General features: G+C 54.8%; 19 protein-coding genes. 9 read left to right on the top strand and 10 right to left on the bottom strand.

The features are described 5' to 3' along the window. Positions 1 to 502: 502 nt before the first annotated feature. The gene (locus tag PSOLE_RS17960; protein ID WP_074859155.1) at positions 503 to 1,840 is read left to right on the top strand and encodes a tyrosine-type recombinase/integrase; all 1,338 of its coding nucleotides are present in this window, start codon (positions 503 to 505) and stop codon (positions 1,838 to 1,840) included. Between the two features lie 28 nt (positions 1,841 to 1,868). On the opposite strand, the gene PSOLE_RS23870 is transcribed toward PSOLE_RS17960, so the two are convergent. Further along, positions 1,869 to 2,960, bottom strand: a complete 1,092-nt coding sequence (locus PSOLE_RS23870) for a hypothetical protein (protein WP_139204974.1) — start codon at positions 2,958 to 2,960, stop codon at positions 1,869 to 1,871. A gap of 358 nt (positions 2,961 to 3,318) precedes the next feature. Here PSOLE_RS23870 and PSOLE_RS25055 point away from each other — a divergent pair, with 358 nt between their 5' ends. The 8 genes from PSOLE_RS25055 (at position 3,319) to PSOLE_RS24285 (ending at position 9,419) form a co-directional block, all read left to right on the top strand. After that, on the top strand, positions 3,319 to 3,675 hold the full coding sequence (locus PSOLE_RS25055) for a helix-turn-helix transcriptional regulator (RefSeq protein WP_083393744.1): 357 nt from the start codon (positions 3,319 to 3,321) through the stop codon (positions 3,673 to 3,675). A gap of 46 nt (positions 3,676 to 3,721) precedes the next feature. Next, positions 3,722 to 5,137 carry a YfjI family protein gene (locus PSOLE_RS17970; protein ID WP_074859153.1) on the top strand — a complete coding sequence of 472 codons (1,416 nt, stop codon included), beginning with the start codon at positions 3,722 to 3,724 and terminating at the stop codon, positions 5,135 to 5,137. A gap of 168 nt (positions 5,138 to 5,305) precedes the next feature. Next, complete coding sequence (locus PSOLE_RS17975; protein ID WP_249044923.1) at positions 5,306 to 5,578, top strand: hypothetical protein; 273 nt, start codon at positions 5,306 to 5,308, stop codon at positions 5,576 to 5,578. 97 nt (positions 5,579 to 5,675) lie between these two features. Continuing rightward, on the top strand, positions 5,676 to 6,644 hold the full coding sequence (locus tag PSOLE_RS17980; protein WP_074859148.1) for a DUF932 domain-containing protein: 969 nt from the start codon (positions 5,676 to 5,678) through the stop codon (positions 6,642 to 6,644). A gap of 79 nt (positions 6,645 to 6,723) precedes the next feature. Beyond that, positions 6,724 to 7,728, top strand: coding sequence for a YqaJ viral recombinase family nuclease (locus PSOLE_RS17985; protein ID WP_074859145.1), 1,005 nt, complete (start codon positions 6,724 to 6,726; stop codon positions 7,726 to 7,728). Positions 7,729 to 7,819: 91 nt separating this feature from the next. Continuing rightward, positions 7,820 to 8,770 carry a recombination directionality factor gene (locus PSOLE_RS17990; protein WP_074859142.1) on the top strand — a complete coding sequence of 317 codons (951 nt, stop codon included), beginning with the start codon at positions 7,820 to 7,822 and terminating at the stop codon, positions 8,768 to 8,770. After that, the gene (radC, locus tag PSOLE_RS17995) at positions 8,742 to 9,239 is read left to right on the top strand and encodes a RadC family protein (RefSeq protein WP_074859139.1); all 498 of its coding nucleotides are present in this window, start codon (positions 8,742 to 8,744) and stop codon (positions 9,237 to 9,239) included. The genes PSOLE_RS17990 and radC overlap by 29 nt, the downstream gene beginning before the upstream one ends. A gap of 9 nt (positions 9,240 to 9,248) precedes the next feature. Then, positions 9,249 to 9,419: a hypothetical protein gene (locus tag PSOLE_RS24285; RefSeq protein ID WP_169713330.1), complete on the top strand. Its 171-nt coding sequence runs from the start codon at positions 9,249 to 9,251 to the stop codon at positions 9,417 to 9,419. 92 nt (positions 9,420 to 9,511) lie between these two features. On the opposite strand, the gene brxL is transcribed toward PSOLE_RS24285, so the two are convergent. The 9 genes from brxL to brxC form a co-directional block, all read right to left on the bottom strand. After that, the gene (gene brxL, locus PSOLE_RS18000) at positions 9,512 to 11,611 is read right to left on the bottom strand and encodes a BREX system Lon protease-like protein BrxL (RefSeq protein ID WP_074859136.1); all 2,100 of its coding nucleotides are present in this window, start codon (positions 11,609 to 11,611) and stop codon (positions 9,512 to 9,514) included. Between the two features lie 12 nt (positions 11,612 to 11,623). After that, positions 11,624 to 14,131, bottom strand: coding sequence for a BREX-1 system phosphatase PglZ type A (gene pglZ / locus PSOLE_RS18005; protein WP_074859133.1), 2,508 nt, complete (start codon positions 14,129 to 14,131; stop codon positions 11,624 to 11,626). A 7-nt stretch (positions 14,132 to 14,138) separates the two neighbouring features. After that, the gene (gene pglX / locus PSOLE_RS23875; protein ID WP_115288485.1) at positions 14,139 to 15,920 is read right to left on the bottom strand and encodes a BREX-1 system adenine-specific DNA-methyltransferase PglX; all 1,782 of its coding nucleotides are present in this window, start codon (positions 15,918 to 15,920) and stop codon (positions 14,139 to 14,141) included. Continuing rightward, positions 15,917 to 18,937: a reverse transcriptase domain-containing protein gene (locus PSOLE_RS18015; protein ID WP_074859126.1), complete on the bottom strand. Its 3,021-nt coding sequence runs from the start codon at positions 18,935 to 18,937 to the stop codon at positions 15,917 to 15,919. The genes pglX (PSOLE_RS23875) and PSOLE_RS18015 overlap by 4 nt, the downstream gene beginning before the upstream one ends. A gap of 58 nt (positions 18,938 to 18,995) precedes the next feature. After that, complete coding sequence (locus PSOLE_RS18020) at positions 18,996 to 19,526, bottom strand: hypothetical protein (RefSeq protein ID WP_074859123.1); 531 nt, start codon at positions 19,524 to 19,526, stop codon at positions 18,996 to 18,998. After that, complete coding sequence (locus tag PSOLE_RS18025) at positions 19,519 to 20,829, bottom strand: AAA family ATPase (protein WP_074859120.1); 1,311 nt, start codon at positions 20,827 to 20,829, stop codon at positions 19,519 to 19,521. The genes PSOLE_RS18020 and PSOLE_RS18025 overlap by 8 nt, the downstream gene beginning before the upstream one ends. Then, a complete protein-coding gene (locus tag PSOLE_RS24405) occupies positions 20,813 to 20,956 on the bottom strand; it encodes an ATP-binding protein (RefSeq protein ID WP_083393743.1) in 144 nt (47 codons plus the stop codon). The genes PSOLE_RS18025 and PSOLE_RS24405 overlap by 17 nt, the downstream gene beginning before the upstream one ends. Then, entirely contained in the window at positions 20,953 to 22,761 is a 1,809-nt protein-coding gene (gene pglX, locus PSOLE_RS18030; protein ID WP_074859117.1) for a BREX-1 system adenine-specific DNA-methyltransferase PglX, read from the bottom strand. Before pglX (PSOLE_RS18030) ends, PSOLE_RS24405 begins: the two co-directional genes overlap by 4 nt. Before the next feature lie 80 nt (positions 22,762 to 22,841). Next, on the bottom strand, positions 22,842 to 26,396 hold the full coding sequence (brxC, locus tag PSOLE_RS18035; RefSeq protein WP_074859114.1) for a BREX system P-loop protein BrxC: 3,555 nt from the start codon (positions 26,394 to 26,396) through the stop codon (positions 22,842 to 22,844). Positions 26,397 to 26,400 lie beyond the last annotated feature (4 nt).

Raw genomic sequence — 26,400 nt, forward strand, 5'->3', positions numbered from 1 at the left:
TATCGGGCTTTGGCGATTATGGCCACCTCACCCCGCTGCGCCGCCTCATCCGCTTCCTGTTCGTCAGGCCAGCATTTTGCCTCGGGCTTCCTTCAGATTCGCAGTCGCCCGCGACACCCTTGCCTTCAGCTAACACTTCCCCTTGCCGGGTGTGTAGAGGACTTTCACCTCCAAGTCGCCAGGCTCACCACCACAGTGAACCCGACAGCGCCAGTCACGGCGCTACGCGCCATGCCTGGCGCACCATAAAAAAATCCAGTCACCGCTAAGTGACTGGATTTTCTAGGGTTTTTTGGTCGGGACGGAGTGATTCGAACACTCGACCCCTTGCACCCCATAAAGGTAAATTATCTACCAACGTAATCCAAAGAAATCCAAAAATTGCCTTATAACCCCTTTAAAATGGGGCCTCCAACAGGTTCCACTGTCCAATCGATTGCTATACCATCCAATCAAAGCCTACGAGAAACGGTGACCATACGGTGACCAAGCTAGGAATACGATGGCAACGATAACTGACAAGCAAATGGCTGCTAAGCCTGCAAAACCAACCTGGTTGATTGAAGATGCTCCTCGTGGATGCGGTCGCTTCATGGCAAGGCTCAGGCCAAACGGTGAGCGACACTTCTACTTCCGCTATACGAACTCAAGCAGCGAGCGCGTCTTTCTTCCGCTGGGCGTCTATGACCCTGCCGGAATAGACGGCCTGACCCTAAAAGAAGCCAGAGCTAAAGCAGGTGAACTTTCACGCCTCTATCAAGGAGGCGTTCGTGATCTGCGCGAACACTTCCAGGCAGAAGAAGAAGCGAGGACAGCCGCAAGAGAAGCGGAGCAAAAGCGCCTTGCTGCCGAGAAGGCTGCATTTGAGGCGGCTGAAGCCAAGCAAGCGGCAAGAAAAACAGTTCAAGACCTCTTTGACCATTGGGCCAAGGTTGATCTGATAAACCGAAAAGATGGCGGAGATGAGGTACGTCGGATGTTCAAAAAGGACGTCCTCCCCCTGCTTGGGACATTGCCACTTGAAGAAGTCCGCAAAGGCCACATCACCGAAGTAACTGACGCATTGTTGGCCCGAGGCGTGAACCGCATGGCTAAGTTGATTTTCAGCCTGATGCGCCAAATGTTTCGATTTGCCGTAGATCGAGATCTGCTTGAGCATGATCCCACCGCAAGCATCCGGAAAGCCAAGATCGGCGGGAAAGATGTCGAGCGGGACAGAGTACTCAGCGATGAAGAAATATCTTCGCTTGCGAAGCTTTTGCCAGACGCAGGCCTTCTCGTTTCAACTGAGGCCGCTATATGGATTGCCTTATCCACATGCTGCCGAATAGGCGAACTCATGAATGCTCGCTGGGAAAATGTCGATCTAAAAGCAGGGATATGGCTTATTCCTGCTGAAGATAGCAAGAATGGGAAGGCTCACACAGTAACGCTATCCAATTTTTCAAGATATCAATTCGAAAGAATAAAAGCAATTTCAGGTAAATGCCAATGGTGCTATCCAAACACCAAAAAGACAGGACCTGTCTGCTCCAAAACAGTCACCAAGCAACTTGGTGATAGGCAACGGAAACCAGATCAAGCCACAATGAGCAACCGAAGCGCCAACTCTCACGCTCTTCTACTAAAAGGAGGCAAGTGGACACCTCATGACCTGAGACGGACAGGAGCTACGATCATGACAGCTTTAGGCGTTTTGCCGGAGGTAGCCGAGAGATGCCTTAATCACACGGAGGAAAACAAAGTAAAAAGAACTTACCAAAGACATAGCTACTCAAAAGAGATGTCAGAAGCCTGGAACTTACTTGGCGCGCACCTGCAAAAAATAACGGAACAGTAAATAAACACCAAACATCTTAGATGCTACGTTATTTTATCAAAGTCCGCGCAGCCTTATTTACGATAATAAAATCGAGAATGAATTGACGCAAACCATCTAGATCAAAGGCATCACCAAGCCCCGACTTTGAAATCCCAACCAAAACATCATCCGCTATAATTCGTGAAATTTCATAATTTTGACTCTGTCTGCTTTTGAATTTTCTAACTTCAAGCACACTCAAAATAACAGACTCAACAATTTTAATATCACTTTGTTTTAGACGACCACGCCTAGGTGCACCCCCACCTTTAATGGCGCGAGACCTTATTTCAGGCGAGACCCCAGAATAGATTTGCTCAAGATAATCTATAAACTTCTCAGCACGCAGACACTCAGCAGAATAATCATCATTCATTCCTTCACGCAAACAGCGATATGCACTAGCCATGCTAAAGCGAACAACATGAATAAGATCTTTCTCACGACGAGAGCTTCTACCAGGTCTTTCCGCTCTCGCACACAACTCATTCAGATATAAATCAAAATTATCAATTTCATCTATTTCGCTTTCTGCCACACCAAGCATTGACTGCATAAATTCCGAATACATACCAACGCCATCAAAGTACCTAGGATACCTATCCAGCACGGCACGCGCCCGATGGCAGAGCGCATCAAATCGCCCATAAGACTCTATATGAGATTCATTAATTTCATCTTCAGCCAATCTACGCCTTTGCTCATGAACCCAGTTATTTAAAATACTTAAGGAACTACATTCACCCATGTGAAGATCATCATCATCCAATTTAGCCACTTCATCCCAAGCCTCTCGTATAGAAACCCACTTGAAACCTGCAGCATCTATGTCGCCACCTACATATTTCATCAAAAAATTAACAAGGGTTCCACTCTTAACAAATATCAAGTGGAGCGGTATAAGAATAAATTCAGCATTAATACAGAAATCATCAACCAACCTAGAGCGCACCAACTTTGTCGGCGCGCAACCAGGACTCAGCTCCCATCTCAAGAATAACCCCTCAGAATAGTTAATTTCTTTAGGCAGTAAAACTTCAAAAGAGTCATTAGTAATCAATACACCGTAATGAGCAGCTTTCGGCACAGCAAGCCTCATAAGCCTATCTCCACAATTTCACAATAAGCCTAGCACTCCCCTTCCCCAGGCCGTACAAGACAAACGCCTGAGAGGCACACAGCTTCATCATCCGTGCCACCCAAGTCTATGCCATCACGCCTGCTCGCTTTCTGCATCCCCGAAAGAGGAAGCGCTAAAAGCCAGCGATAGCTGCGATAGCAGTCGCAGCTATCGCTGGCTTTTGATACCTCCCCCGACCGAAAACACAAACGGACTACCACAAACCCTTAGTCATTTCAAGGCCAGTGCTTGCAGGTAAAAAATTACCGCTAAGTACAAGCGGTGTAAGCCCATGGGCACAGGAATAGCATCGCCTCACCAACTCGGAGGCAATCAAATGACCAACACCCGCGAATCAGAGGCGAAGAATTTCGAAGGGGATCCAACCGTTCTATTTCGAGTCGAGCACTTCGCCAATGCACACAAATCACTATCCAAACTACGGAAAAAGGAGACGAACGCACATACAGAAAAAACATCCTCCCCCCAAATCATTCGGCTTAGTCAGCTAACGCAGATGCTATCGATTTCTCGATCCTGCGTTTATGACTGGCTGAATCCAAAGTCACCCAGGCACGACCCATCCTTTCCGAAACAAGTTCGGCTCTCAGGGCGCAAAAGTGGCGGCGCAGTAGGTTGGCGATTGGAATCAGTTATCGCATGGCTAAACAATCGCGAGCAACCAGATATCTAAACATCACCATAGAAACTTTGAATACAAGCCAAAGAGAGAAAATAAAATGAATCAAAACATCACCAATGAAACAATCCTTACTGCACTCAATGAGTTCCCCTTGCTTAAAGATATGCTTATTGAGGTAGCCGAAGCAACACAAGCACCATTGGAGTTGGTGTTAGCCTCAGCGCTTTCAACTATTTCGCTCTTATGCCAACCACTGATTGATGTAGAGCGACCAGGAAAAATGATCGGGCCGGTCTCTCTAATGGTCATCAGCATTGCACAATCCGGAGAAAGAAAGTCAACAGTTGAAAGCATGTTTATGGGTGCCGTCCGGGTATTTGTAATAAATGCGATTAAAGCACATGAAAAAGAGTTACTTGTATGGCGAATCAAATCAGAAGCCTGGGAAGCAAGAAAGCGCAAAATCATTAAAGAGATGAGCGATCATCCTGAGACCGACCCAGCGTACAAACATTTTGAAAATGAATTAATTCTCCATCACGAACTGAAACCCGAACGGCCGCGCGCATTCAATCCAATCTATGAAGACGCCACTACCGCAGCTCTTCTCAAGGGAATGCGTCTTGACTGCCCTTGGGCAGCATTGATGTCAAGTGAAGGAATTTCTGCCTTAAAGGGAGTATTTAATGATTTCGGGAAAATTAATGCGCTATGGACAGGTAGCACCATTGATGTAGCAAGGGCAACCGTAGAAGGATGCTCACTAAATGATGCCCGTCTAACCATAGGAATTATGATTCAACCACAAATACTAAAGGAATATCTTGAGGGGAAGGGAGATCGCGCTCGATCTGTAGGCTTACTATCTCGCGCCTTAGTCTTTAACCCAGAGTCGACTCAAGGAAAGCGATTCATTAACAAACGACCAATAAACAAAGAAGTCATTGCGCGCTACCAGTCACGAGCAAACCAACTTCTTGAAAAAAGTATTCAACGACTTCGTAACATCACAGAAGAGAAGGAAATCATCAAGTTCTCTTCAAGCGCCGCCGAATACTGGACAGAATCATATAACAATATCGAATACGAACTACAAAAAGGTGGCAAGTATGAACGATCAAAAGATCACGCATCCAAGCTTAGCGAGAACATCGCCAGAGTTGCTGCTCTCTTGCACTACTTTGAACTTGGCAATGGCATTATTTCATTAGCAGAGCTCAAGTCAGCAGAGAAAATCGTACTTGAGTGCTCAAAAACATTCCGAAACGAGTTCACCTTCATGCCTAACATCATCAGCGATGCAGAAACCCTACACGCCTGGCTACAATCAAACTGCAAACATTCACCACTATTTAACTGGGTCGAAAAAAATACAGTCCTGTACAAAGGCCCAGGGAAATTCCGAACAATTTCGAAGTTAAACCCACTCCTCGACTGCCTTGAGGCCCAAGGAAAAATTACTGTTGACTACACTAAAAAACCTGTACGAATTATACTAAAACACAACAGCTAGTGAACCAACTTCAAAACCGGACTTGCGCCGGTTTATTTATTTTTCTTGATTCGAATTTATCACAACAACACATAACCGCATTGACATAACCACCAAAAAGGAACTCCCCACATGTCATTGCAGTGCCCCCGCTGTCACTCCCCCAAAGTCGCTTCTTTCCATCACGCCATGAAAGCTGGCGCGGCCATCGGAGCTGTCGGTGGCCTCGCACGTGGCGTCAGCGCTGCCTTGGCAGGCGGCAAGGCCGGCGCAGCGCTCGGCGTAATCGCCGGCCCTGTCGGCATCACACTCGGTTCAGTATCCGGCGCCATTCTCGGTGGCCTGGCCGGAGGCGTGGGTGGTTGTGCGCTAGGCGCTCAGCTCGGCGAGTCGCTCGACCGCCATGTCCTGGCTCACAACCTCTGCCTGCTCTGCGGTCATCGCTTCAATCTGCCGGCCTGATCCGGCAACTGCTCTCCTCTTACTTATCCATCACTGATTGCCGGTGCTGCGCTCTGCGCGGCGCTTTATGCCGGCCTGCACCCAAAGGAAATTCGTCATGGCTCATCAAATCGAACAAATGGCCTACATTGGCGCTACACCGTGGCACGGCTTGGGCAACAACCTGCCGCAGAACCAGCCCATCGAAGTCTGGCAACGCGAAGCCGGCATGGATTGGCAGATCCTGGAAAGCCCAGTGCATTTCAAGTCGGACGCCATCGGCCACCTGGGCGCGATCCATTCTTTCCCCGAACAGAAGGTGCTCTACCGTTCGGACACCAAGGCACCGCTTTCGGTGGTCTCGCAGCGTTACCACACTGTGCAGCCCAAGGATGTGCTGGAGTTCTACCGGGACCTGACCGAGGTCTCCGGCTACGAGCTGGAAACCGCCGGCGTGCTCAAAGGCGGTCGTAAGTTCTGGGCGCTGGCGCGTACCGGACACGGCGCCGCACTCAAGGGCAACGACCAGGTGAATGGCTACCTGCTGTTGGCCACTTCCTGCGACGGCACCCTGGCTACCACGGCAACGCCCACCACTATCCGTGTGGTCTGCAACAACACGCTGACCATCGCCCTGAACGGCACCAGCCGTGCGATTAAGGTGCCGCACAGCACCCGTTTCGACGGCGATCTGGTGAAAAAGCAGCTGGGTATCGCCGTCTCGCAATGGGACGACTTTATGTACCGCATGCGCCACCTGGCTGAACGCAAGGTGCAGTGGCATGAGGCACTGGGCTTCTTCATGAACGTGATGTGCGAGACCAGCCCAACAGGGGCACTACCGGAGCAACTGCCTAACGAGCGCGCTCTGCGCAAGGTGCAGGAGCTGTACGAAGGTCGTGGCCGTGGCAGCCAGCTGGACTCAGCACGCGGTACTGCCTGGGGCTTGCTCAATGCCGTGACCGAGTACGTCGATCACGAGCGACGGGCACGAAGCACGGAGTATCGCCTCGACTCAGCCTGGTTCGGCCAGGGTGCCCAGATCAAGCAACGCGCCCTGGATACAGCCCTGCAACTGGTCGCCTGACCTTTTACTAATCCCACCCCATAACGCCCGACCCGCTTCGTTGCAGGTCGGGCGTTTCTATTTCTGCAAGGTGAACGCTATGAAAGCCACTTCATTGAATCGCAGCAACAGCAAAACCCGTCCGGCCCTGCGCCTGGTCAGCACCAAGGAGCTGCCACGCGAGGACTGGCTGCAGATCCGCAAGCAGGGCATCGGCAGTTCGGACGCTGCTGCGGCAGTAGGGCTGAACCCCTATAAATCGCAGCTGGAGCTGTGGATGGAAAAGACCGGGCGCGATGCTGGCATGCCCAAGGCTGATCCTCAGGATGAGGAAAGCCCGATGTACTGGGGCAACGTGCTGGAGCCCATCGTGGCCTGGCACTACAGCAAGCGCACGAAGAACAGGGTTCGACGCATCAACGCAGTGCTGCAGCACCCGGACCCGGAGCTGTCGTGGATGCTGGCCAACATCGACCGCGAGGTGATCGGGGCCGACGATGTGCAGATCCTCGAATGCAAGACTGCCGGCATAAACGGGGCACGCCTCTGGAAAGAGGGCGTGCCTGAATATGTGCAGTTGCAGGTGATGCACCAGCTAGCCGTCACCGGCAAGCAGGCGGCGGATGTGGCTGTCCTGCTGGGTGGCCAGACGCTGGAGATCCACCGCATCGAGCGGGATGAACAGATGATCGCTCGACTGATCGAGCTGGAGCGAAAGTTCTGGCACTACGTGGAGACTGATACGCCGCCACCGGCCGATGGCACGGCTTCGGCTGAGTCAGCGCTGCGCAGCCTCTACCCGGAGGACAACGGCCAGGTCGTCGACTTCAGCCAGCATGCTGGTCTTTCAGCGGCTTTCATCGAGCTGAAAGCCGTGCGTCAGTCGATTGCCGACAAGGAAAAGCGCGAGGCCGAGCTCAAGCAGGTGCTGCAGCAGGCCATGGGCGATGCCAGTCGGGCGGAGTTCTCCAGCGGCTATGTCAGCTGGCGCAAGGCCAAGGACAGCATCGGTCTCGATGTAGCTCAACTGCTTAAGGACAAGCCCTACCTGCAGGCCAAGTACCCGTTGCTGAAACCGGGCGCACGGCGCTTCCTGGTCGGCTGAACCCCAGCTTTTCCAACTCTTCCCTCCCCTTGGCCAGTCCATGCAGTTCGCGCTGCGTGGCTGGCCTTTTTTCATTTCCAGGAGACTCACCATGCTCAAAGGTCTGGCTATCACTCCACCGGTACTCGGGCGGATTTCCATCGGTAAGGTCATCGAGAAGAACGGCAAGCGACTGCCGGAGAAGGATGACCAGTTCACCATCACGTCACAGGTGCAGGGTAAGGACGGCTGGCTGCTGCACCCGCTGAATGACGAGCTACGTCAGGGCAAGGACGACAAGCTGCGCAGCATTCCGGTACGCCTGCTGTTCAACGAGCCGGAGCTGAATTTCCGGGCTGACTACACGCTGTTCGACCGGCAATCGGGGCGCCCGATCTGCGTCGGCAATGGCGAGACCTGCAAGCGGGTCACCCAGGACGGCATGCAGTCGCTGCCCTGCCCATCTCCGGATGCCTGTCCACTGGCGAAAGGCGGTGCTTGCAAGCCCTATGGCCGACTGAACGTGGTCATTGGTGATGAGGATCCGCTGGGCAGCTTCGTCTTCCGAACCACCGGCTTCAACAGCATCCGCACGCTCGCTGCACGACTGCATTACTTCCAGGCCATTTCAGGCAACCGCCTGGCCTGCCTGCCGCTGGAGCTGCGTCTTCGCGGCAAGTCGACACGCCAGAGCCATGGCACGCCGATCTTCTACGCCGATCTGACGGTACGCGGCGGCATGGACATGGCTGAAGCTCTGGTGACAGCTAGTGAACTCGATTCGCGGCGGCAGGCTGCGGGGTTCAATCAGGCTGCTTTAGATGAAGCAGCGCGACGTGGCTTTGGCAACGGCGCGTTCGAGGACAGCGAGGAGGATGTCAGCGCCATCGTGGAAGAGTTCTACCCCGAAGGTGAAGCACCAGCTGCAGTGATTACATCTCACCCCAGCCCCAGCAAATCCAGCCTGGCTGAAAAACTCGATGCACAGGCTGCTCGTCAAACCCCACCCAAAGACCAAGACCAAGGAGGCAGACATGCGCCTGCACAAGCTGAAAGCCAGTGACACGACCGGCACCTACCTGGTCGATTCGCCAGTGACGGAAAACGACATCCTGCTGATGGCCAAGCAACTGGCCAGCCTGCGCCTGCGCAAGGGACGAGCACTGACCTCGCCTAAGGAGGTGTTCAGTCACCTACAGGCGCTGCTGGCTGACTATGAGCATGAGGTATTTGCCCTGCTCATGCTCGACAGCAGGCACCGGGTGATCGCATTTGAGGAAGTGTTTCGCGGCACGCTGGATAGCGCCAGCGTCTACCCACGGGAAGTCGTGAAGATCGCCCTGGAGCACAACGCAGCCGCAATCATCCTGGTGCATAACCACCCCTCAGGTGATCCCGAGCCCAGCCAGGCGGATCGCAATCTCACCACGAAACTGCAAGACGCGCTGAATCTCGTCAGTGTGCGCACGCTCGATCACATCGTGGTGGGGAACGAAGGCTGCGTGTCACTGGCAGAACTGGGCTACCTGTAAGGAGGCGATATGAAGCTACTGCTACGCACGTTCGCAGCCGCGTTCATGTTTGCCGGGATCCTGGCTGGCTGCCTTGCGATATTGCTACTGGTGATTCTGGTGGTGCGCTTTCCGCCATTACTGATCGCTGTGGTGTTGGCGTGCTGGATCTTCAATCGGCCACCGAAGTCTGAACGCTAGTTGGTCAGAAAACGTGGTTACAGCTGAAAGGCTGTAACCATGCCACTGTCTGCTTTTTTTTTGCTCTGCCTGGTTACCAGGAGCAAGATCACTCACTCGCTGGCATCCTCAACCTTAACGAACGTTGCACTGAACTCCTTGCATTGCCGGTGTTGCTGCAACCGGTTCGCAAAGCTAAACGCGTCGTTCAGTTCGAAGCGCTGGAAGATATCCAGCCCACGTCCAAGCACGATTTTCCAGCCCGTATCAGTGGTGATGTCACGATCATGCTTAGTCCCTGTCGTGTCATACGCCCAAGTGAACTTGATACCCACCCCTGCACATGCGTCAGCAATTTTCTGCAGGCTTTCGGTCTGGCGATCACCATTGAACTCATCCTCCACAGTGACCACATGTACAGCTACTTCCTCACCTGAAACCAACTGCTTGCTGATCGTCTCCATCAGCTCCATCAGGTTGCGCAGTTGATGGAACATCCGCAGGTACGGATCAATAACGATGATCCGCTTAGCCCCTTTCAGATAGGGCCCAAACAGCCTATCGAAGGTGACACCGCGCTGGTTCTCCTGAATAACCAGGTGCTGAGGTTTCAGCTCTGGCTCTTTGCTCACCGAGCCAGCAGGCTGTTGAATGGGCTGAGGACTGGCCGCATCGCTAACCGGCTCGCTAGGAGCGACATTAGCCGTCTCGAACAGATCCAGCTCCGACACTTCACTCGCCACTCGCCGGTGGTACTGGTTCGGGTACTCCCCTTCCTCCAGAGTGCTGACCAACTTCTCGATGCCATCTTTTCCTTGATAGGCAAAACGAACAGCTGGGTAGGTGGTATCGATGCGCAGCAGCTGGTCCTTGACCCGCTTACGCCCTTCGATGGCACAGCGCAGCACATCTTCGACCTCTGAGTCAGTCGCCTCGCCATGAGGGAAGAGGATCTTCATCAGTCCGGAGAAAGTCTTGTTGATACCGTCACGATCACGCGTGGAGATTTCATCCGACAACGTGTACAGACCTTTGTAGCGATCCGAGAAGTCATGGCTGCGCAGTGAACGGAGGATCTCGGCCAGATAATCGACGACAAAGCCGTAGCCGCTGGAGAACATCTCCCCACGGATTACGTCCACCTCCCAGCCCGGAATGTAGCTGTGCAGGCGGTCGAGGAAGGCCGAATCGTGAAACTTCTCTGGCAGCGGATCGAATAGATCGCTGTGCTTGAGCATGTACGGCACGGTGTGGTCGGTGTTGCCCACGAACACCATACTGGCCTCGGCCCCAAGGGTTTCCACACCCCGCGAGAACGACTTGTTGGCCATGTAGTTCTTCATGATGTCGACCAGCGCCTTGTCCACCCGCTTCTGCTTGCCGGCGAACTCGTCGAAGGCCACCACGTCCCAGTAGCCAACCAGGCCGAGCTTGCCCGTACCATTGTGGACAAACAGCTTGGGCACCGTCACCTCTCCGCCGGAAATCAGGATGCCGTGGGGCGAAAACTCGGAGTAGACGTGCGACTTGCCGGTGCCCTTCGGCCCTAGCTCGATCAGGTTGTAATTCCGTTCGCAGAAGGGAATCAGACGGATCAGCTGCAAGAGCTTGTTGCGCTTGCCGAACATCTGCGGATTGAAGCCGATGCTCTGGATAAGCAGATCAATCCACTCGTCCGTGGTGAACTGCTTGCGAGACTCCAAATAGCCGTCGAAATCAAAACGAGAGATCTGGATAGGCTTAAGCGACGCCAGCACCCAAGGAGAGGCGGACTTATCCTCGGTGTAGTCATACTCCAGATCAGCGATGCACCATACCCCACCGACCAACAGCTTCTGATGTGCTTTCACTGTGCTGGAGTCGATCAGCACCTTCTTTATCCCGAGGTTGGCGAATTCAGCCTCGTACACATCGTCCTTGTCGTTGAGAGAAACACTTATACGGTCAATGACCTTGTGGCGCCCCTTCTCCTTAATCGTCGAACGCACTAGTCCCGCTTCGTTGCGATGCACATAGTGCTTGCGCAGGATTTCTTTAACCGTCTCGATGCCGGTTTGAATCGTCGACTCATCATTCGTTGCGCAGTACTGGCCCAGCAGGTACTCCAGCACGTAGGACGGCACGATGGCGTTGCCCTTAACAGCTTTGACCAGATCCTTGCGAACGACTAAACCCGCGAAATGCTGGTTGATCTTGTCATCGAGCTGACTCATGAAGGCTCCCGCTTAAAAATCGAATTCACTGGTGAACGAACGACGAATCGTATACCGAGTGGCCTTGTACTGGGTGAAATGCGAGGTGCCTTCAACCTGCTCTTCGAGTCGTAGCTCAACCTGCTGGTTGTTTGCTTCATCGGCTTTCCGGCTCAGGATGAAGCGCACCGACAGCTCGCGCTCACGCGGGTTATCGGACGCAAAATCGAACGTCAGCTCATGCGAGTCGGAGATCAGCTCCCCGTCCAGGGTATACAGGCCTGCACGCAAGCGGCGAGCTTGTTTCTTCTCGGTGACCGCCTCGGACTGATACAGCACAACGGCCAATTGGCCAGTCGTGATACTCCTGCTGCCGCCACCGATGAACTCGACGTCGACACTGCCCACATCGCTTTGGCGCTTTTTGTTGATACGCACAACCGGGATCACCACTTCTTGCAACGTGGCTCCGCCATGTACGAACCGGCTGCCTGAGCCTTTGAGACGCAAGCGGTTGATCGACTTAGGGATCTGTACATCCAGCGATCCTTCAAGTCCCAGCTGTTCAGGGGTGAATGTCCGGAAACCTGCTTGACTACGCAGACCGCGCCCAAGGACGAAACGTCGGTCGCGATAGAGCACCTCGTCGCCTTCCGGTACGTTGCTGAGAAAATCGCTCTCCTCCAGCGGTCGGTGCTGGTAGATGAAGCCATGATCTGCAGTGACCAACAGGTTGCTGGCATTGGCGTTGGTCAGTTTCTTTATCAGCCGGACAAGCTCGGACAATGTCTCTTCTGCCGCAGCAAATACCCGCTCCTCGGTATCACGGGTATCGCCAGTCTTATCGATCAGGTTGTGGTAGACGTAAACCACATCGTTATCACGCAGGAGTGCCCGTGAGTCGGCCTGGTTCATAGCCAGCAGATCCTTGGCCAAAACAACAGCAGAACTCGGCACCGCAGCAGCAAGGATCTTTCCGCGATTTGCCGAACCCTGGGCGCTTTGACCATCCACCAAAGCGTCACCACTGTCGTTTTCAGCCAGCTGCAGCACCTGATTAGGTAGCAATGCAGCCATGCCCAGTTGCGTGTAACTCGGCAGCATGGAAAGCGCCGGCTCCAGTTCAGCCTCAAAGCGGTCTTCACGGCGAATCAGGCTCTGCAGCTCTTCACCTACCTCATAACGAAAGGCATCCGAGATCAGCACGCAGACCTTAGTCTTGCGCTCCAGGAAGGGCTTTACACAGCGGCTGAAGAAATTCCGCTGCAGCATGATCGGAGCAGCCGTCCAGCTCGGAGCAGAGTCCACAAACTGCTGCCAACGATCATTGAGACGAGCCAGATAGTTGTTGGTGTACTGGTTTTCGATCTGAGCGCTGAGCTCCTCCAGCAAGGAGGCCTGGCCAGACTTGCGCGCGTGATGGACGAATTTGCGATACAGCTGATCTAGCCGATACCAGCTCTTGGCATACTTCTCCACGCCATCGGCCAAGGAGGCCATTTCCAGCTTGGCTGCATCCAACGTCTGCAAGAACTGCGCGGCATGGTCCAGCGCCAGATAGACATCCTCGAAATGGCTGAACCAATGGCTCTGGCGCCGTTGACGCACAGATTGTTCGACATCGGCAGCAGTCGCCGTTCGGACTACCGTCGCGCGAACCAGCTCACTGAGGATCTTGCGGTCGATCAGCTCAAAGTAATCAAGATCCAGGAGGGCTCGATAATCGAGCTTATGCAGCTTGTCACCAATCTGTAGCACCTCTGCACACTGCGCAGAGAGCAGCTCGAAGCTGCTCTCATGCGAACGGCTGTCCTTCCAGCGCCGGAGAAAAACTAGCGACTCAGCCGACAAGCGCGACTTGTACTCAGGATCTGTGCCCATCATGAAGCAGGCCTTGAATAGCTCGATCACGAAATCGTGCAGTCCCGGCTGCTCCGACACATAGCCGTAGGCGCGCTTCATCTGCTCCCAGAGGAAGCTATCCAGGCCGCTTGTTTCAATAAGCTTGATGCGTGTGACTTCAGCATTGGCGAGCTCAGCAAGCAGCTCTTCAAGAATTACATCCAATCGTGGCTCACAGCCTGCACACACGGCGAGCATCTTGAAGCGCAGCATGCTGTGCGAATCGCCCGACTGCAGCAGCTTATGCAACTGTTCACGCCGCTTAGCCGCACCAAAGAATGCAGCATGTTCCTCCAGCACCGGATAGCAGTCGGGCCCCAACTCCAGCTCAGCCAACCAAAGGGCAAGCTGGTCCGTGCGGAAGGTATTGCCGCTGGCCAGTTGTACATCAAGCAACCAGTTATCCAGATAGGCCGGTTCGGCACCCTCGCGGTAAAGCAGAAACTTCTGCTCAGGCTGTTCGCGCAGGATGCGGTACTTAACACCAAACTCGTTGTTTGCCAGCTCGATTTTCTCGACACCCGGCAGCTCTAGCGATTCGAAATCTGCACGGAACTCCAGACGGTTGTCGTACCAGAAGACAATACGCTGCTTCTCAAACAGGTTCGTCAGCGCCTGGGTTATCTTGAGGTTACTCATGTACGGATCAGTCCTCACCCTTGGCGTCTAACCCGACGATCTTCTTCAGGGCTGCGCCCAGCTTGAGGTAGTTGACCTTAACGCCATCGTCCAGATCCAGCTCGACCTGCTCTGTCGCGAGCGGATAAAGCGTATCGCGCTCGTAATCATCCAGCTCAATAAGCTGTTTTTTGATGGTATCGGCTTCCTTGCTGGCCTTGGTCTTTTCGCTTTGACTGGCAGATGGGTTGATAGCTACCTGCTGCAGATAGTCCAGACGCGAGGCGAGCTTCTTGCGGAAATCGCGCAGGTAGCTGAGCACTACGCTGACGGTGTCCGGACGGTAACGGTGTAGGTAGACCAATGCGCTGAAGGTGCCCTTGGGGCTGCTGAACAGCCAGTAGATGGGACGCTTCTTGTAGCGCTTCACATGGTCGGCATAGAACTCGCCCAGGAAGTAGTCGCGTAGGCTGTAGTTGCGCTTGCCTTTGACGTTGAGCGCTTGCTCGATAAAGGCCAGGTTGTCTTCGTAATGCGCATCGCCAAAGGCCACACGCAGGAACTGGCGGAAACGCAAGGTGATGTCGTCCGGGAACCAGTCGCCATCCAACAGCGGGATCACGTTGTCGTCATCGGCCGGGAACGTAGGCTGCGGCACCTGGGCCAGATAGTCCGCCAGCGTCTCGCCCTGGTTAGCCAAGATCAGCCCCGGCTTATCTAAACTGTAGCGACCAAACATGCAGCCCACGGCGTAACTCACCAGCTCGCGCATAGTGTCGGCCAGCAGCAGCACTTCCAGCTCCTCCTCGCTCTTGTCACCGCCGTAGCGGTAGTGCGGGTTGCAGGTGAGCGTGATCTCGCTCAGCGGCACTTCGGACGTCAGCTCGTCCTGTAGGCCATAGGCCTCGATGAAGATGCGGTTGTTCTCCTGCTCCAGGCGCTGCATTTCCATCGTCATCTCGCGCCAGTGGGTGCGGAGCGCTTGGTAGCTAGCCTTGAGCGTGGGTTGGCGATGATCTGGGTGCAGCAGCGGAGAACTGATGAAATCCCATGAGGTCTCGTAGGAGTTCCAGTCAGCGAGAGCTGTCTTTACGCAGTGCGCCCTGTTGCGACCGACCTCATCCGAAACACCTTCGACCGTTGGCAAATTGAGAACATGCCCCAATTTAAAGTCGAGAGTCGGCGCGAGCATCTTCAAGAGATGACTCGTTATGGCGCTGTTTAATAGTGCTTCATGTTGCCCTTGCCGACTCAAATCAATTGAAAATCCCATCGGGCCTTTAGCATCAAACATGAACCCGGAAGGAACATTTCTCACTGCAAATGTGCCGCTTGAGATTCCGGACCAAGTAAAACCTGTCTTGAATCCATAGTCGCCGTTGTAGTTGTGCGATCTCACACGCCCGGTGGCCGGATCCTTGAAAACCTTTAACTCTTCGCCATCGTTATACCAATTTACGACGTATTCGTAGTTTCCTGCCCAACGCCGAAAATCCCCACCCTTTACATACGGGAAATAGCGCCTCGCACTCTTCTTCGCCAGATGAGTGCTTGACACATCAAATCCAATGCAATCAAGTGCGACCTCATGCCAGAGTCTGAGAAACAAACTATTACTACCAGTGGTCAAGCCCTCTCTTGTCTCTATATTCTTAGAGAGTGGCAAATTGCGATCGAAGCTCCTCAATACGGCGTCGGATGCCCAATAGGCGATGGCTCGTCCAGGAATCTTCTTGAAGTCCGCCGCCGAAGCCCGAAAAAAGTACTTCTCCATGCCCTGCTCGCGGCCGCTGTTTTGGTGATCACTCATTCTTTCTCTCCCGCCGGCAATACCTTGCGGCCAAAATCAATTTCAAATCCATCCGGCACCGGTTTGAAGGGTTTGGCCGGTGAGCGATAGCTGCTCTGGAACTGGCGCAGCGCCCGCACGTCAATCTCGCCAATCACGCAATAGTCGGTCACACCGCCCTTAACTCGAAGCACATCACGCTCCCAACTGTCTTTTGCGGGGGCGCGAATGCGGCTATCACCGTATTGGCGGTCATTGCACTGGATGATGTAAGCGTGCATATCCAGCGCGGCAGACTCCACCAGGGCATTGAAGGTTTCTGTGTCCTGGTTCCACTCGGGTACAAACAGCGCGTCCACCTTGCCGCGCAGGGCGGCGCGATAGCTGATGTTGGTCAGCTCGCTGCAGATCAGCAGGGCAAAACGCAAGTCACCATGCTGCAGAATGGGCGGTGTTCGCCACGTCTTGTCAGGATTCAACTCCAAGCCAGCCAGGCGCTGCAGTTCACGTTCCTCATGCAGGGCTGGGCGCTGTTTGTCCTGCCGATAGATCATCAACGATGGGAAGCCCAGCCCATCGTGCGACAGCGCAGCCCACACCTGGTTGCGCACGCGACCTTTGCTGACATGCAAGTATTCGATGCCTGTGATCAGCGAGATGCCACGCCCTTGCAGCTTGCGAGCAATGCGGATGAACCAGTGCGCGGGCAAGGCCAGCTCGGGAAGTACCAGGTAGCGGCTTTCCCTTGGCTGAGCAATCACAGCATCCAACAAGCGACACAGGCGCGCGTAACGCTCGGCATCAGGATCAGGGATGCACATGACCGAAGCTGTCCAGCTCACCATCTGCGTTTTCCAACTGGAGACGGCGATGGCGTACTTGCGCTGCGGCTGGCCATCCGGGATCTGTAGCACGCCGTGCTTATCGAAAGCAGGCGCGGCATTACCAAGCTCGAAGCCGCGTACGGCGAGGACGACAGCTTGCATGGCCCCGTGCGCCGCAGCATCGTAGGCCGCCTTGTTCAGGATAAACAGCTCCGGCAAGTTGTAAGGCCGGGTGGCAAACAGCAGCCCGTGCGGCAAACCTTTGAAGCGGATCCACTTGGCAAGCACTTGGTTACCGTCAAGCACGGCTTCTGGCAGCAAATCGTCCGCAAGGGTGCAGGATGCAACGGCCTTTTTCGCCGGGATGCCACGCTGGGCCACCATTTCCTTGGGCAGACCGAGGAAGCGGAAAGGCATGTGCGCCAGATCAAATGAGAACAGCCTCGCTTGCTGGGTTTGGAAACCCTTGATGGGGAACAAATACCAATTCAGGAAGGCATCGATATTCGCCGGTGCATAGCCCTCCATGTGTGCCAGCCAGGCCGCCTTACCGTCTTTCGATAGCCGAGGTGGAAAGGCAGCACTGATGCTCTCGCGTACCGTGGTGAAAAGCTGCTTTTGCCAGCGCTCCAGCATTTCGCTCTGGCTTGGTTTGTCTTCTGCGGGGCAGGCCTTAATGCTGAGCTCGCAACCTTGTGACACTTGCGTGCACAGTTGCTCCAGCCCTCGCAAAATCTGACGCAAGGCTGCAAAGTCTTCGCATGCCGTAGCAAGGCGAATAACCCGTGGTAGGTAGACCGACAGATCAAAAAACTGCGGCAGCACCAGCACATGCTGGACAAACGCACGGAAGAAGGCCTGGCGATGGTCGCGCCAAGCGTCTGGCTGCAGGTCACGTTCGTAGGCTTCAAAGTCACGCAGCTTGATGGCAAAGCCCGCCCGGCGCATGGTCAGGGCATCTGCCTTGCGCAGGTTATCGGCGGCCTCACCGTCGCTTTGCGTAGCGGCCAAAAGATCGGTTCCCACATGGCTTGCAGCGCGCGGCAAACGGGGCATGGCGCGCCATTCGCTGGCCCGCTCGTGGATCTGGTGAGCGATGGCATCCACCAGGGTTTTTCCCGGCTCACCTGCCAACATGAACACCTTGTTCTTGGCGTTGGCAAAGCGGATATGGCTGTCGCTCAAATAGACGGGCTGAAAACCGATCTGCTTGTACTCCTCGCCTGGCACCCACGCCAGCATGCCGCTGGAGCGGGCGAACAACCACTCCCACAGCTCAGCCGTGGAACGGAAGCTGGCACCGTTCTCCATGACCAGGAGGATGTCATCTACATAGCGGCCGTAGTACAGCGGCGCAATCTGCTGCTCGACGACGCGATCCAGCTCAATCAGCGCAACGTTCGCCACCACGGCTGAAGCTGGCAGACCTACGGGCAGGCCCCTCTTCAGCGGCGTGGCTGCCGCCCATGCCTGCAGCGCCTGAATGAAGAGGCGATGCAGCTTAGATTGAGCGGGAGACAGTTCCAGCCCCAGCACATCCGTAACGAAGGCTGGATTGAGCATGAAGCCAGGATTCAGCTCGTGATAGAAAGAGCTGACATCCGCCGTGAGCGCTACGATATTCTTGTCTGCGTCCAACGCAGTACGCATGGCCTCGATACCCTGGTCACGCCAGTCGCGGAAAGGCTTCAGGTACGGCTGAAAAGAGCCCAGCGAAAGCGCATTGATGCCTTTCCCATCTTGCGTGCGACGCAATCGGTTGCCATAGGCACAGTCGGTCAACTGGGCATCGAACAGATGGCCAACCTCCAACATCCAGAGGGTGGACAGCACATGAAAGTCCAGGCTGCACTGGGCCATCACTCGAAATTCGGCTTTGGGCTTTTGGGGATGTTCGCCTTCAGCCAGAAGGCCACAGGCATGGGCCCACTCCTCGGCCGGAGATGAAAAGATCAGGCCATTGCCATTCTGCTTGCGATACTCATCCCAGCAAGACATGTCCACCGACTTGGTGGCCAGAGTCCAGCCGCCGATAAACTCGGGTTGCGTGACCCAGGACTCATCATCGCTAAGCAGCTTCGCGAGCAAAGCAGTCAGGTTGGCATGGAGTGCGTCCTCGTAGTTCGCAATCGCGTCCAGCGATGCATGAGACGAGTAGTACAGGTCCACCTTGGCTTTGCGGTAAGCCAAACCGAGATTTTGGAGAGTGGTCATACTCGCCATCTCTTGGATGCTACGCTTGGCGCTTGCACTCTAGTCGCAATGTCGTGGCTCATGCGCACTGCAATGCCTTGAATTGATCAACGTAGAAATCAATGCTTTCAGTGACAACATGGTCGTAAAAGCCGCCCAGCCTTTGGTTCAAGGCATCAAGCTCAAACCTAACTGCGCTTTGCTCTATGTGCCGAAAATCCATGAAGCGCGGCTTTGGCTGGGCCTTCATCACCACGCAGAAATGATATCGGCAGTCCTTTGCGGAGAAATCTTTCAGAAGATCCTTCAGTATTCCCGTTCCTGCTTCGAATTTGCGCTGCATCTGTGACTTGTCGACATCGGCTGGTCGCTGGTTCTTGAACTCAACGAAGTAAAGATCTTTGCTGCCAATGTGGATGGCGTCGGGTGAGGCAGGAATGGGATCAGCACCGAGAGCCCGTATGTAGGCGTCAAAGTTGTACACCTCCTCCGTAGTCTCATCACTGCAGAGGTGTGTATTGTTCGCGTCATCAAAGCTGGTGGCTTTGAAGGTAGATGAATGCGGCCCCAGTTTTTGCGCCAGATACTGCCGTAAGCTGTATTTATTCATCCCCCAAGTCCTCAGCATCCATTTTTCTGAACGCTTCAAAGGGCTCGGCTAGTACGCTGAAAATATCGCTTAGGCGGTCTTCGTCATTGATCTTCCGTTCCTGAGCAAGGGCGAAACGTGCCTCATTAGTCAGGCCTGCGCGGTCCACGCCACGCTTGAGCGCTTCAATCAGGTAAGGGCTGTGCGACGACACCAGCACATAAACGCCGCTTTCCACCAACTTGAGCAGCACCTGCGCCAGTTTGAGCTGCCACTTTGGATGCAGGTGGTTTTCAGGTTCGTCAAATATGAGGATGGTGTCTTTGGTCACGAACTCATTGGCCACCAACATCTTCAGCAAACCAAATACCTTGATGCCACTGGCTGTGTTTTTGATAGAGATGGCTGCGCCACTTGGCCGGCGAAATACAAAGTCACGCTCGGTCTTGTCGTAAGCCACCTCACCGTCGATCAGCACCTCCATATCATCCAGCACACGGTTTGTTCTCATCGTGTTGTCTGGGCTGAGCAAATCCAATGGCAGCACCGGTGTGCGAAGCTTGTCGAACAGGTCTTTGGTGTGCAGGGTCGTGTATGGCAGGCTCAAACGGCCCGACCGTCTTTGGTCCACGTCCAGCAAGGTTTGGCTGCGCGCCAGCACGTCGTGGTTGTTCAAGATGAGCGGCGAATCGATGAAGGTGGCATCTTTCAGTGCCACTGGCTCCACCTCTCCCATCAGGCTCACGCCATCATCGGTCACTACGAGATCCATCAGGGTTAAATCGTTCTCAACGAGCTGGATACGCCCCTGTGTTGCACCGTGCAGCAGCAATGAGGCATCGAACTCCGATGCGAAGACCTTGTTAAGTGCGTTCTCAATCGATTGCTTGATGTTCTCGGGCCGATCCAGCACGGCCTGGATTTCGTCGCGCAGGGCGAGGACTGCCTGCCTGTCATTTGGCTCGAACTCTGTCAGGGCGAAAACACGCTGAATGGATTCGTCGACAGCGGCCAGCTGCTCTTCGGCATTCAGGCGGTGTCTTGAGGACATGCGCAAGCGCCTCAGTACATCCATCACCTCGGGGCCGGTGAACCGTATGGCCTCGCGCAGACGGAAGTAGATTTCGTCCGTCTTCTCATTTGCCCAGAATTCCTTTGACTCCTGCAGGTCTTCTCGGTAGCGATTGATGGCCTTGACGATGCAAAAAAAGATCTTACCTATCGTGCTCTTGCCGTTGTCGTTCTCACCTGCAATCACGCACAGCTTGCGCAGTGAAATTTCTGCATGCTCAAGCATGCCGATGTTTTCAATAATAAGCTTCATGAGGAATGTCCTTGAAGGCTGTGGTGCCGCTACCGTTCTCGCCGGTGACGATGTTAATGCCTCGCGAGAAGTCGATGCTCAGATCGGTGAATGCGCCGAAGCTCTTGAGCTGGAGGCTACTGGTCATGCAGCCCTGCCTTGAGCGATAGCCTTAGCCATCATCTCCATCTTTTCCGCTTCCGAATTGCCATCCACCAAGCGCATGTAAGCGCCCCGATAATCAGGCTTGTGGGCGTTTTCCAGTATAAAGGCTGTGGTCGAAACAACTTCACCGCCGATACTGTCGAAGGCTCGTGCACCCAAGTGCGCCATGGATAGGATGGTGTGCTGATTCAGAATGCGGCTACGCAGAGACTCGAAGGAGGAAAGGAACATCCAGCTCTGCATGGTGATCATGGCAACAGCTCCTCCCTTCACCGTCAGATCCAAGTTGCGTTCGATGAACATCGCAAACAGGTCGGATTTGCTGCTCGGGAAGTTCTCCTTGGCCCAAGTGCTCAAGCGAGGATTCATGCCCTTACCGCCCATGTAAGGAGGGTTAGCCACGACTACTGCGTAGCGCGGGCTCAACGCGTCAGCCATGCGCAGAACAGTCAGGACCTTCTTGTGCGTCTCGGCCAAGAACAGGTTGCTGCTCATGTCCTTGCTCTCCAGCGTGGCCAGGACATCTGCCACGTTGGCGACCTTGGGCACAATCAGCGAGCCGAAGTTGTCGGCTTCACTGAACTGCTCCAGCGTTTCGCGAAGGCCGTAGGTGAACAAGTCACGGCCGACAAAGCCCATGTACTCGTCCAGCTCTTCGCGGCTGAAGCTCACCTTTTCCAGCACGCAGATGTTCGGCTTGACACCTTTGTTGAAGAAGCGCCGCTGGCGAGCTCGGGCTTTCATGGTGAGCGCAAAGGCAGCCAGTTCTCCTGCACGCTCGTCCAACTCGATGCCGAAAAGATTGTGGGTGAGGATCTTTTCCGGGATCTCAGCCGGGTCATAGCCCTCCTCTTCGTACATCCCATACAACAGGTCGAAGGCGTAGGTGAGCATGTGACCGGAGCCGCACGCCGGATCGCAGACTTTTATGTCCTCTGGGCCGGCGATCTTTAGGAAATCAGTCTCTGGCCTCTCTGGCGGGATGTAGTACTCCATTTGCTCTGCCAGCCGTGAGTTGGGCCGGTTGAGCAGCCACAGTCGGCCCAGCGAGTTGTCCACCAGGTAGCGCACAATCCAGTGCGGGGTGAACAGCTGAGTGGCAGCCGGAATGTTCTCGGGAGTGATCTTCTGATTCTTCTTCAACCCCTCGAACACCGCGTCCTTCTTCTCGGAGATGTAGAACTGGTACAGCCAGCCGATCACCTCAACATCTTTGCAGGCGTCAGGCGTCATGGCTTCCCGCGTGTAGGCCAGGATAGAGTTGCCCGAAAGCAAATCGTCGGGCATCAGAAGCTCGGTGTAGTCGTCGATGCGCTCGAACAGAAAGGGCATCGATTGGTGCCAAGCGTTGCACGCAGCAACTACCAACAGGCGGTAGGCTTCGCCTTGCGAGTCGGTGCTTGGTGCGCGGCCAGCTAGCAGATCCAGGATCTTCTGACGAATCTGACTCGGCACCATCTCCTCGTCGATGTGCCCCATCTTGGCTTCAGCCAGGATCTCGGGCTGGAACTGGCCCTCAGCCGGTGACACCACACCGATACGCGTGTAGCGATTTACGTCCATGAAACGCAAGGCACAGAAGCGGTTAAACCAGGTGTAGGCAACACGCTCTTCCACATACTCGCGACCGGAGTTGCTGATCAGTTTTTCCAACTCAGCCACTACCTGGGCTCGCTCACGACGTGCAGCACTCTGCGGTGCTAGCACCACATCCATCTTGCCACTCACCTGATCAAGCAAGGTGCGTCGTGCGTATTGGGCAAATTTCTTGAGTTTGCTGGTATCCATCAATCCCCCCACTCGGCCATTCAACCGAACGGCCCTAGACTTGGCCTCGCACCTGACGGGCCAGTTGTATTTATTCCGTGTCAGATCTGCACTCGGTTGCCAGCCTGGATTTCCTTCAGCCAGGCTTCACGTTGCTTCTGCAGGTATTCGTCTAGCTCGGCTTCACTGGTCAACCAGGGCTTTGCGTAGCCGACTTTGATGTGACGAGACTGCACAATGCGCGGTTCCGCCACCTCCATCTCCGGCTGCTTAGGCATGTCAGTGCTTGGCGCTTGAGTGCTCTCCGGTCGGCTAGATGCCGCAGGCGGCTCAGAAGGGGCCGGCTTGGGACGCGCCAGCTGATCGAGCTTGAGCAACAGCTGAGGGTATTGCTCGTCCTCAAAGCGATTGCGCTGGTCACGAATGACCGCAATGAGCTTTTGCCCTTTCAGCTGCTGCTTAGCCTGTGCGAAGGGGGCTGAGAACTGCTGTTTCTGCCCAGCGTCAAGAGCCGCGTAACCCTCGGCGCCCTGCAGGCGCTGCTCCAGATCGTCGAGCAACTGCTCACTGGCTTTTTGCTCGCTGGCCAGTTGGTTGGCAATGGCAAGCTGAAGCGCCTCCAACTGCTGCCGAGCTTGTTGAAGACGATTGCCTTGCCAGGGCTTTGCATCTGCAAGCACGGCTCGAATGGCGTCAACTTCCGCCGAGCCGACGTAGGCAAAATTCTCTTGCTGCTCTTGCACCAGCAGACGAGCCAGATCGTAGATCTCTTTCTGCGGGCTTTTCATAAAGCGCTGCACAGGGTCGATGACCTGCTCTTTGGCTTCTAGCAGCGCATCTTCTGCGCGGGACAGATCCGTCAGGAACCAAGCTGGATTCTTGGCAGCTATTTCCTTGAGAGTCGCCAGCACACCGTCCAAGGCACTGAGGAAGGGATACTGCACTTTCTGACCATGCAACTCAGCCAGATCGATCTCAAGCTCCTTGATGGCATCTATGGTTTCACGCGCCAGAGCGCGGGCTTCATTGCTGCTGGCCGGCTGGTCAAAGAAGTCCGCGAAGAAATCCTTCAGCGCACGTACCTGGGAAGCGCTGAACTCAATCTGCGGCTCCAGTACTAAGGTGGCATGGGCATTGGTATTGCGCAGGCTGCGCTCCAGCAGATCCCCTTCCAGGGGATTGCTGTCCTGACGCACCTCTACCTTTCCTCGCGCGCAAAGCAGGGCGAGGTTGCAGAGAATTGCGGCGTAGTACCAGCCGTAACTCTTGCGCTCAAAGCGCTCCAGCAAGCTTTTGACCGTTGTGCGAACGCCACTGCGAGCATTGGTCTGGATAAAAGCCAATAGCTCCTGCTCAGGCTCGCTCAGGCTGGTGGCATCATTGCCTAGCAGTCCGTCCTGCCCCTGGCGCAAGTACTTGCCAATATCAGCCTCGCTGAACGGCACATCCCGCAACATACGCAGGTTCGGATAGGTGGTTTCAATGAGCTGGTAGAAACCTTTCAGAATTCGTGTCTGACCATCGGTACTGGGGGCTTCGATGTCGGCAGCATTGATGATCAGCTGGGCACCTGCCAAGAGCTGCTTGGCACGCTCCTGGATATCCGCAAGGCGCTCGGTGTTTTGGAAGCTCTTGGAGTCTAGGATTCGTTTCACCGCCTCCTGTTGAGTGCTGCTGTTCTGACGAATGTATGTCTCCGTGCGTTTGTACATGGTCAGGTCTTGCATGAAACGCGCATCGGCAGGCAGCACGACACGCAGCTCATCACGCCCCATGCTTTGCATGCGCTGCACGGTGAGATTGTCGAAGTTGTCGCTGAGCGGTGTTACGACATGGATGGTGAGCTCATGCTCCCGGCTGAGCACCCGATCATCCATCTTGCGGGTATAGGAGTAATCCTGTCCGTTCTCGTAGCGGATCTTGCGCTGCTTGATTGCCCCATCAAACAGCAAAACCTCCAGCTCCTTGAGGATGTCCGCAGACTCCACCTCGGTGTTTTTGATCTCCTCCTCAATGTCCTTCTCTTCGTCAGTGAGGTACTCGTAGAGATCGCCGTTACGCTGAATGTAGGTCTGCTGCTCAAGCAGGTTGAGCGCAGCTTCCAGCTTTTTGCGCTGGGCGGGCACGTCCTCGCCAAAACGCTCTAGCATCAACACACTTAGGTTGCGCAGGGTGGCCTTGAACTCCTTGACGTACTTGACCAGAAACAGAGCCTTCAATACACGGATGGCATATTCGTCACCCAGGTGACGCTCGGCGTTGTTGATCGCGCTCTGGATTGCGCTTTTCAGCGCGCCACGAATGCCTTCAAACATTCGGTCAAAGGTGGCCAGCTGCCCAACCGGCTCGTTATCAATGGCGATGGCCACCTCGCGGAACACGCCGAGCATGGAACGCTCACCCACCGAGTTAGCCTTACCTTCAAAGCCATTGTGCAAAGAAATGCCACGGATGGCCGACTGGAACAGCGGGAACTGATACGGCACAAACGGATAGCAGTAGGTGAAATGCTCCAGATCTCGGAAGTTCTGGTAATGCTGGCCGCCATCGGCGAACTCAAACAGGGTCTTGAAGTTGTTGAACTGCTGGTCGTAAACAGTTTTCAGCAGATCTACACCGCTATCGTTCTTGGTCAGCAGACGCTTCTGGATCACCTCAGCTACGTCAGCACTGGTGAGCTTGAGACGGTTGGCAAAGCGAGCCTGGATCTTGGTGAAGTCGTTACTCTGCTGCTTGCTCATGTCACCGAGCACGGAGTTCATATCCTCCTGGGCGGTGACGATGATCCAAGCCCTCCCCTGGCACTTAGTCGCCAGGCTTTCGGCGACTGTCTGCAGGTTGGTCATCAGCTTGGTGTTTTCGGCGATGTATTGGCCTACCTCATCGACGAAGAAATTCAGGCGAAAATTGGCCGGCTGCTTGTCTAGCCAGGCTTTGACCTGGTTGCCGAAGTCCTCAATTGAGACGCTGTACTGGGTGCGGTACTTGTCGAGAATTCCCTTGGCCAGAGTCGGATCTTCACCGGTGATCTGTGCATAGGCCTTGGCAATGTTGCCGGACTCCAGCAGGGCCTGCTCGCGACCACGCTCCCATGGCTTTTTGGCGATGATCTGATAGGCGTCCTTAAAGGCGTCGAACTGCTCGCGGCTGTCGAGATCTCGTTCGAACTGGGCAATGTAGCCCTGCTTGCCGAAGTAGCCGCACATCTCGTTGAAGACCTTGACGAAGACCGACAGCAAGGCATCGATCTGCGTCTTGCTGATGATGTCGGCCTTCTGGTCGATGTTAAACAGGATGCTCTTCGAAGGAATGGCGACAGCCTGCTTGAGCTTGCTGCGCAGGAGTGCATCGTCCTCGTGGATCTTGGGCAGGAAGATATCCAGGGCAGAGGAGCCATCGATGCGGCGGTTTTCCAACAGAAGCGCCAGCATCTTCAACAAGTGAGATTTACCCGACCCGAAGAAGCCAGACACCCACACGCCATTGGCGCCATGATAGTCAGTGTAAGCATCAAGGAAGTGCTCCAGGCGCTTGGCGACCTCGTCAGTCAGCACATACTCGCTCAGCTCGTTGTAAAGGCTGGCTTCATCATCAGCTTTGATCACCCCTTCAATAGGACGGCTGACGGGGTTCAGGAAAATGCCGTTGAGTTCCATCTAC

It is taken from the genome of Pseudomonas oleovorans subsp. oleovorans (assembly GCF_002197815.1).
GTDB lineage: Bacteria > Pseudomonadota > Gammaproteobacteria > Pseudomonadales > Pseudomonadaceae > Aquipseudomonas > Aquipseudomonas oleovorans.

Bases quoted from the DNA above. Each gene is read 5' to 3' on its own strand.
- PSOLE_RS17990 (WP_074859142.1), top strand. From the start codon at position 7,820: ATGCTCAAAGGTCTGGCTATCACTCCACCGGTACTCGGGCGGATTTCC.
- PSOLE_RS23870 (WP_139204974.1), bottom strand. From the start codon at position 2,960: ATGAGGCTTGCTGTGCCGAAAGCTGCTCATTACGGTGTATTGATTACT.
- brxL (WP_074859136.1), bottom strand. From the start codon at position 11,611: ATGAGTCAGCTCGATGACAAGATCAACCAGCATTTCGCGGGTTTAGTC.
- PSOLE_RS17970 (WP_074859153.1), top strand. From the start codon at position 3,722: ATGAATCAAAACATCACCAATGAAACAATCCTTACTGCACTCAATGAG.
- PSOLE_RS17975 (WP_249044923.1), top strand. From the start codon at position 5,306: ATGAAAGCTGGCGCGGCCATCGGAGCTGTCGGTGGCCTCGCACGTGGC.
- PSOLE_RS17985 (WP_074859145.1), top strand. From the start codon at position 6,724: ATGAAAGCCACTTCATTGAATCGCAGCAACAGCAAAACCCGTCCGGCC.
- pglZ (WP_074859133.1), bottom strand. From the start codon at position 14,131: ATGAGTAACCTCAAGATAACCCAGGCGCTGACGAACCTGTTTGAGAAG.
- PSOLE_RS18020 (WP_074859123.1), bottom strand. From the start codon at position 19,526: ATGAATAAATACAGCTTACGGCAGTATCTGGCGCAAAAACTGGGGCCG.
- PSOLE_RS25055 (WP_083393744.1), top strand. From the start codon at position 3,319: ATGACCAACACCCGCGAATCAGAGGCGAAGAATTTCGAAGGGGATCCA.
- PSOLE_RS18015 (WP_074859126.1), bottom strand. From the start codon at position 18,937: ATGACCACTCTCCAAAATCTCGGTTTGGCTTACCGCAAAGCCAAGGTG.
- PSOLE_RS24405 (WP_083393743.1), bottom strand. From the start codon at position 20,956: ATGACCAGTAGCCTCCAGCTCAAGAGCTTCGGCGCATTCACCGATCTG.
- radC (WP_074859139.1), top strand. From the start codon at position 8,742: ATGCGCCTGCACAAGCTGAAAGCCAGTGACACGACCGGCACCTACCTG.
- brxC (WP_074859114.1), bottom strand. From the start codon at position 26,396: ATGGAACTCAACGGCATTTTCCTGAACCCCGTCAGCCGTCCTATTGAA.
- PSOLE_RS24285 (WP_169713330.1), top strand. From the start codon at position 9,249: ATGAAGCTACTGCTACGCACGTTCGCAGCCGCGTTCATGTTTGCCGGG.
- PSOLE_RS18025 (WP_074859120.1), bottom strand. From the start codon at position 20,829: ATGAAGCTTATTATTGAAAACATCGGCATGCTTGAGCATGCAGAAATT.
- PSOLE_RS17960 (WP_074859155.1), top strand. From the start codon at position 503: ATGGCAACGATAACTGACAAGCAAATGGCTGCTAAGCCTGCAAAACCA.
- PSOLE_RS17980 (WP_074859148.1), top strand. From the start codon at position 5,676: ATGGCTCATCAAATCGAACAAATGGCCTACATTGGCGCTACACCGTGG.
- pglX (WP_074859117.1), bottom strand. From the start codon at position 22,761: ATGGATACCAGCAAACTCAAGAAATTTGCCCAATACGCACGACGCACC.
- pglX (WP_115288485.1), bottom strand. From the start codon at position 15,920: ATGAGTGATCACCAAAACAGCGGCCGCGAGCAGGGCATGGAGAAGTAC.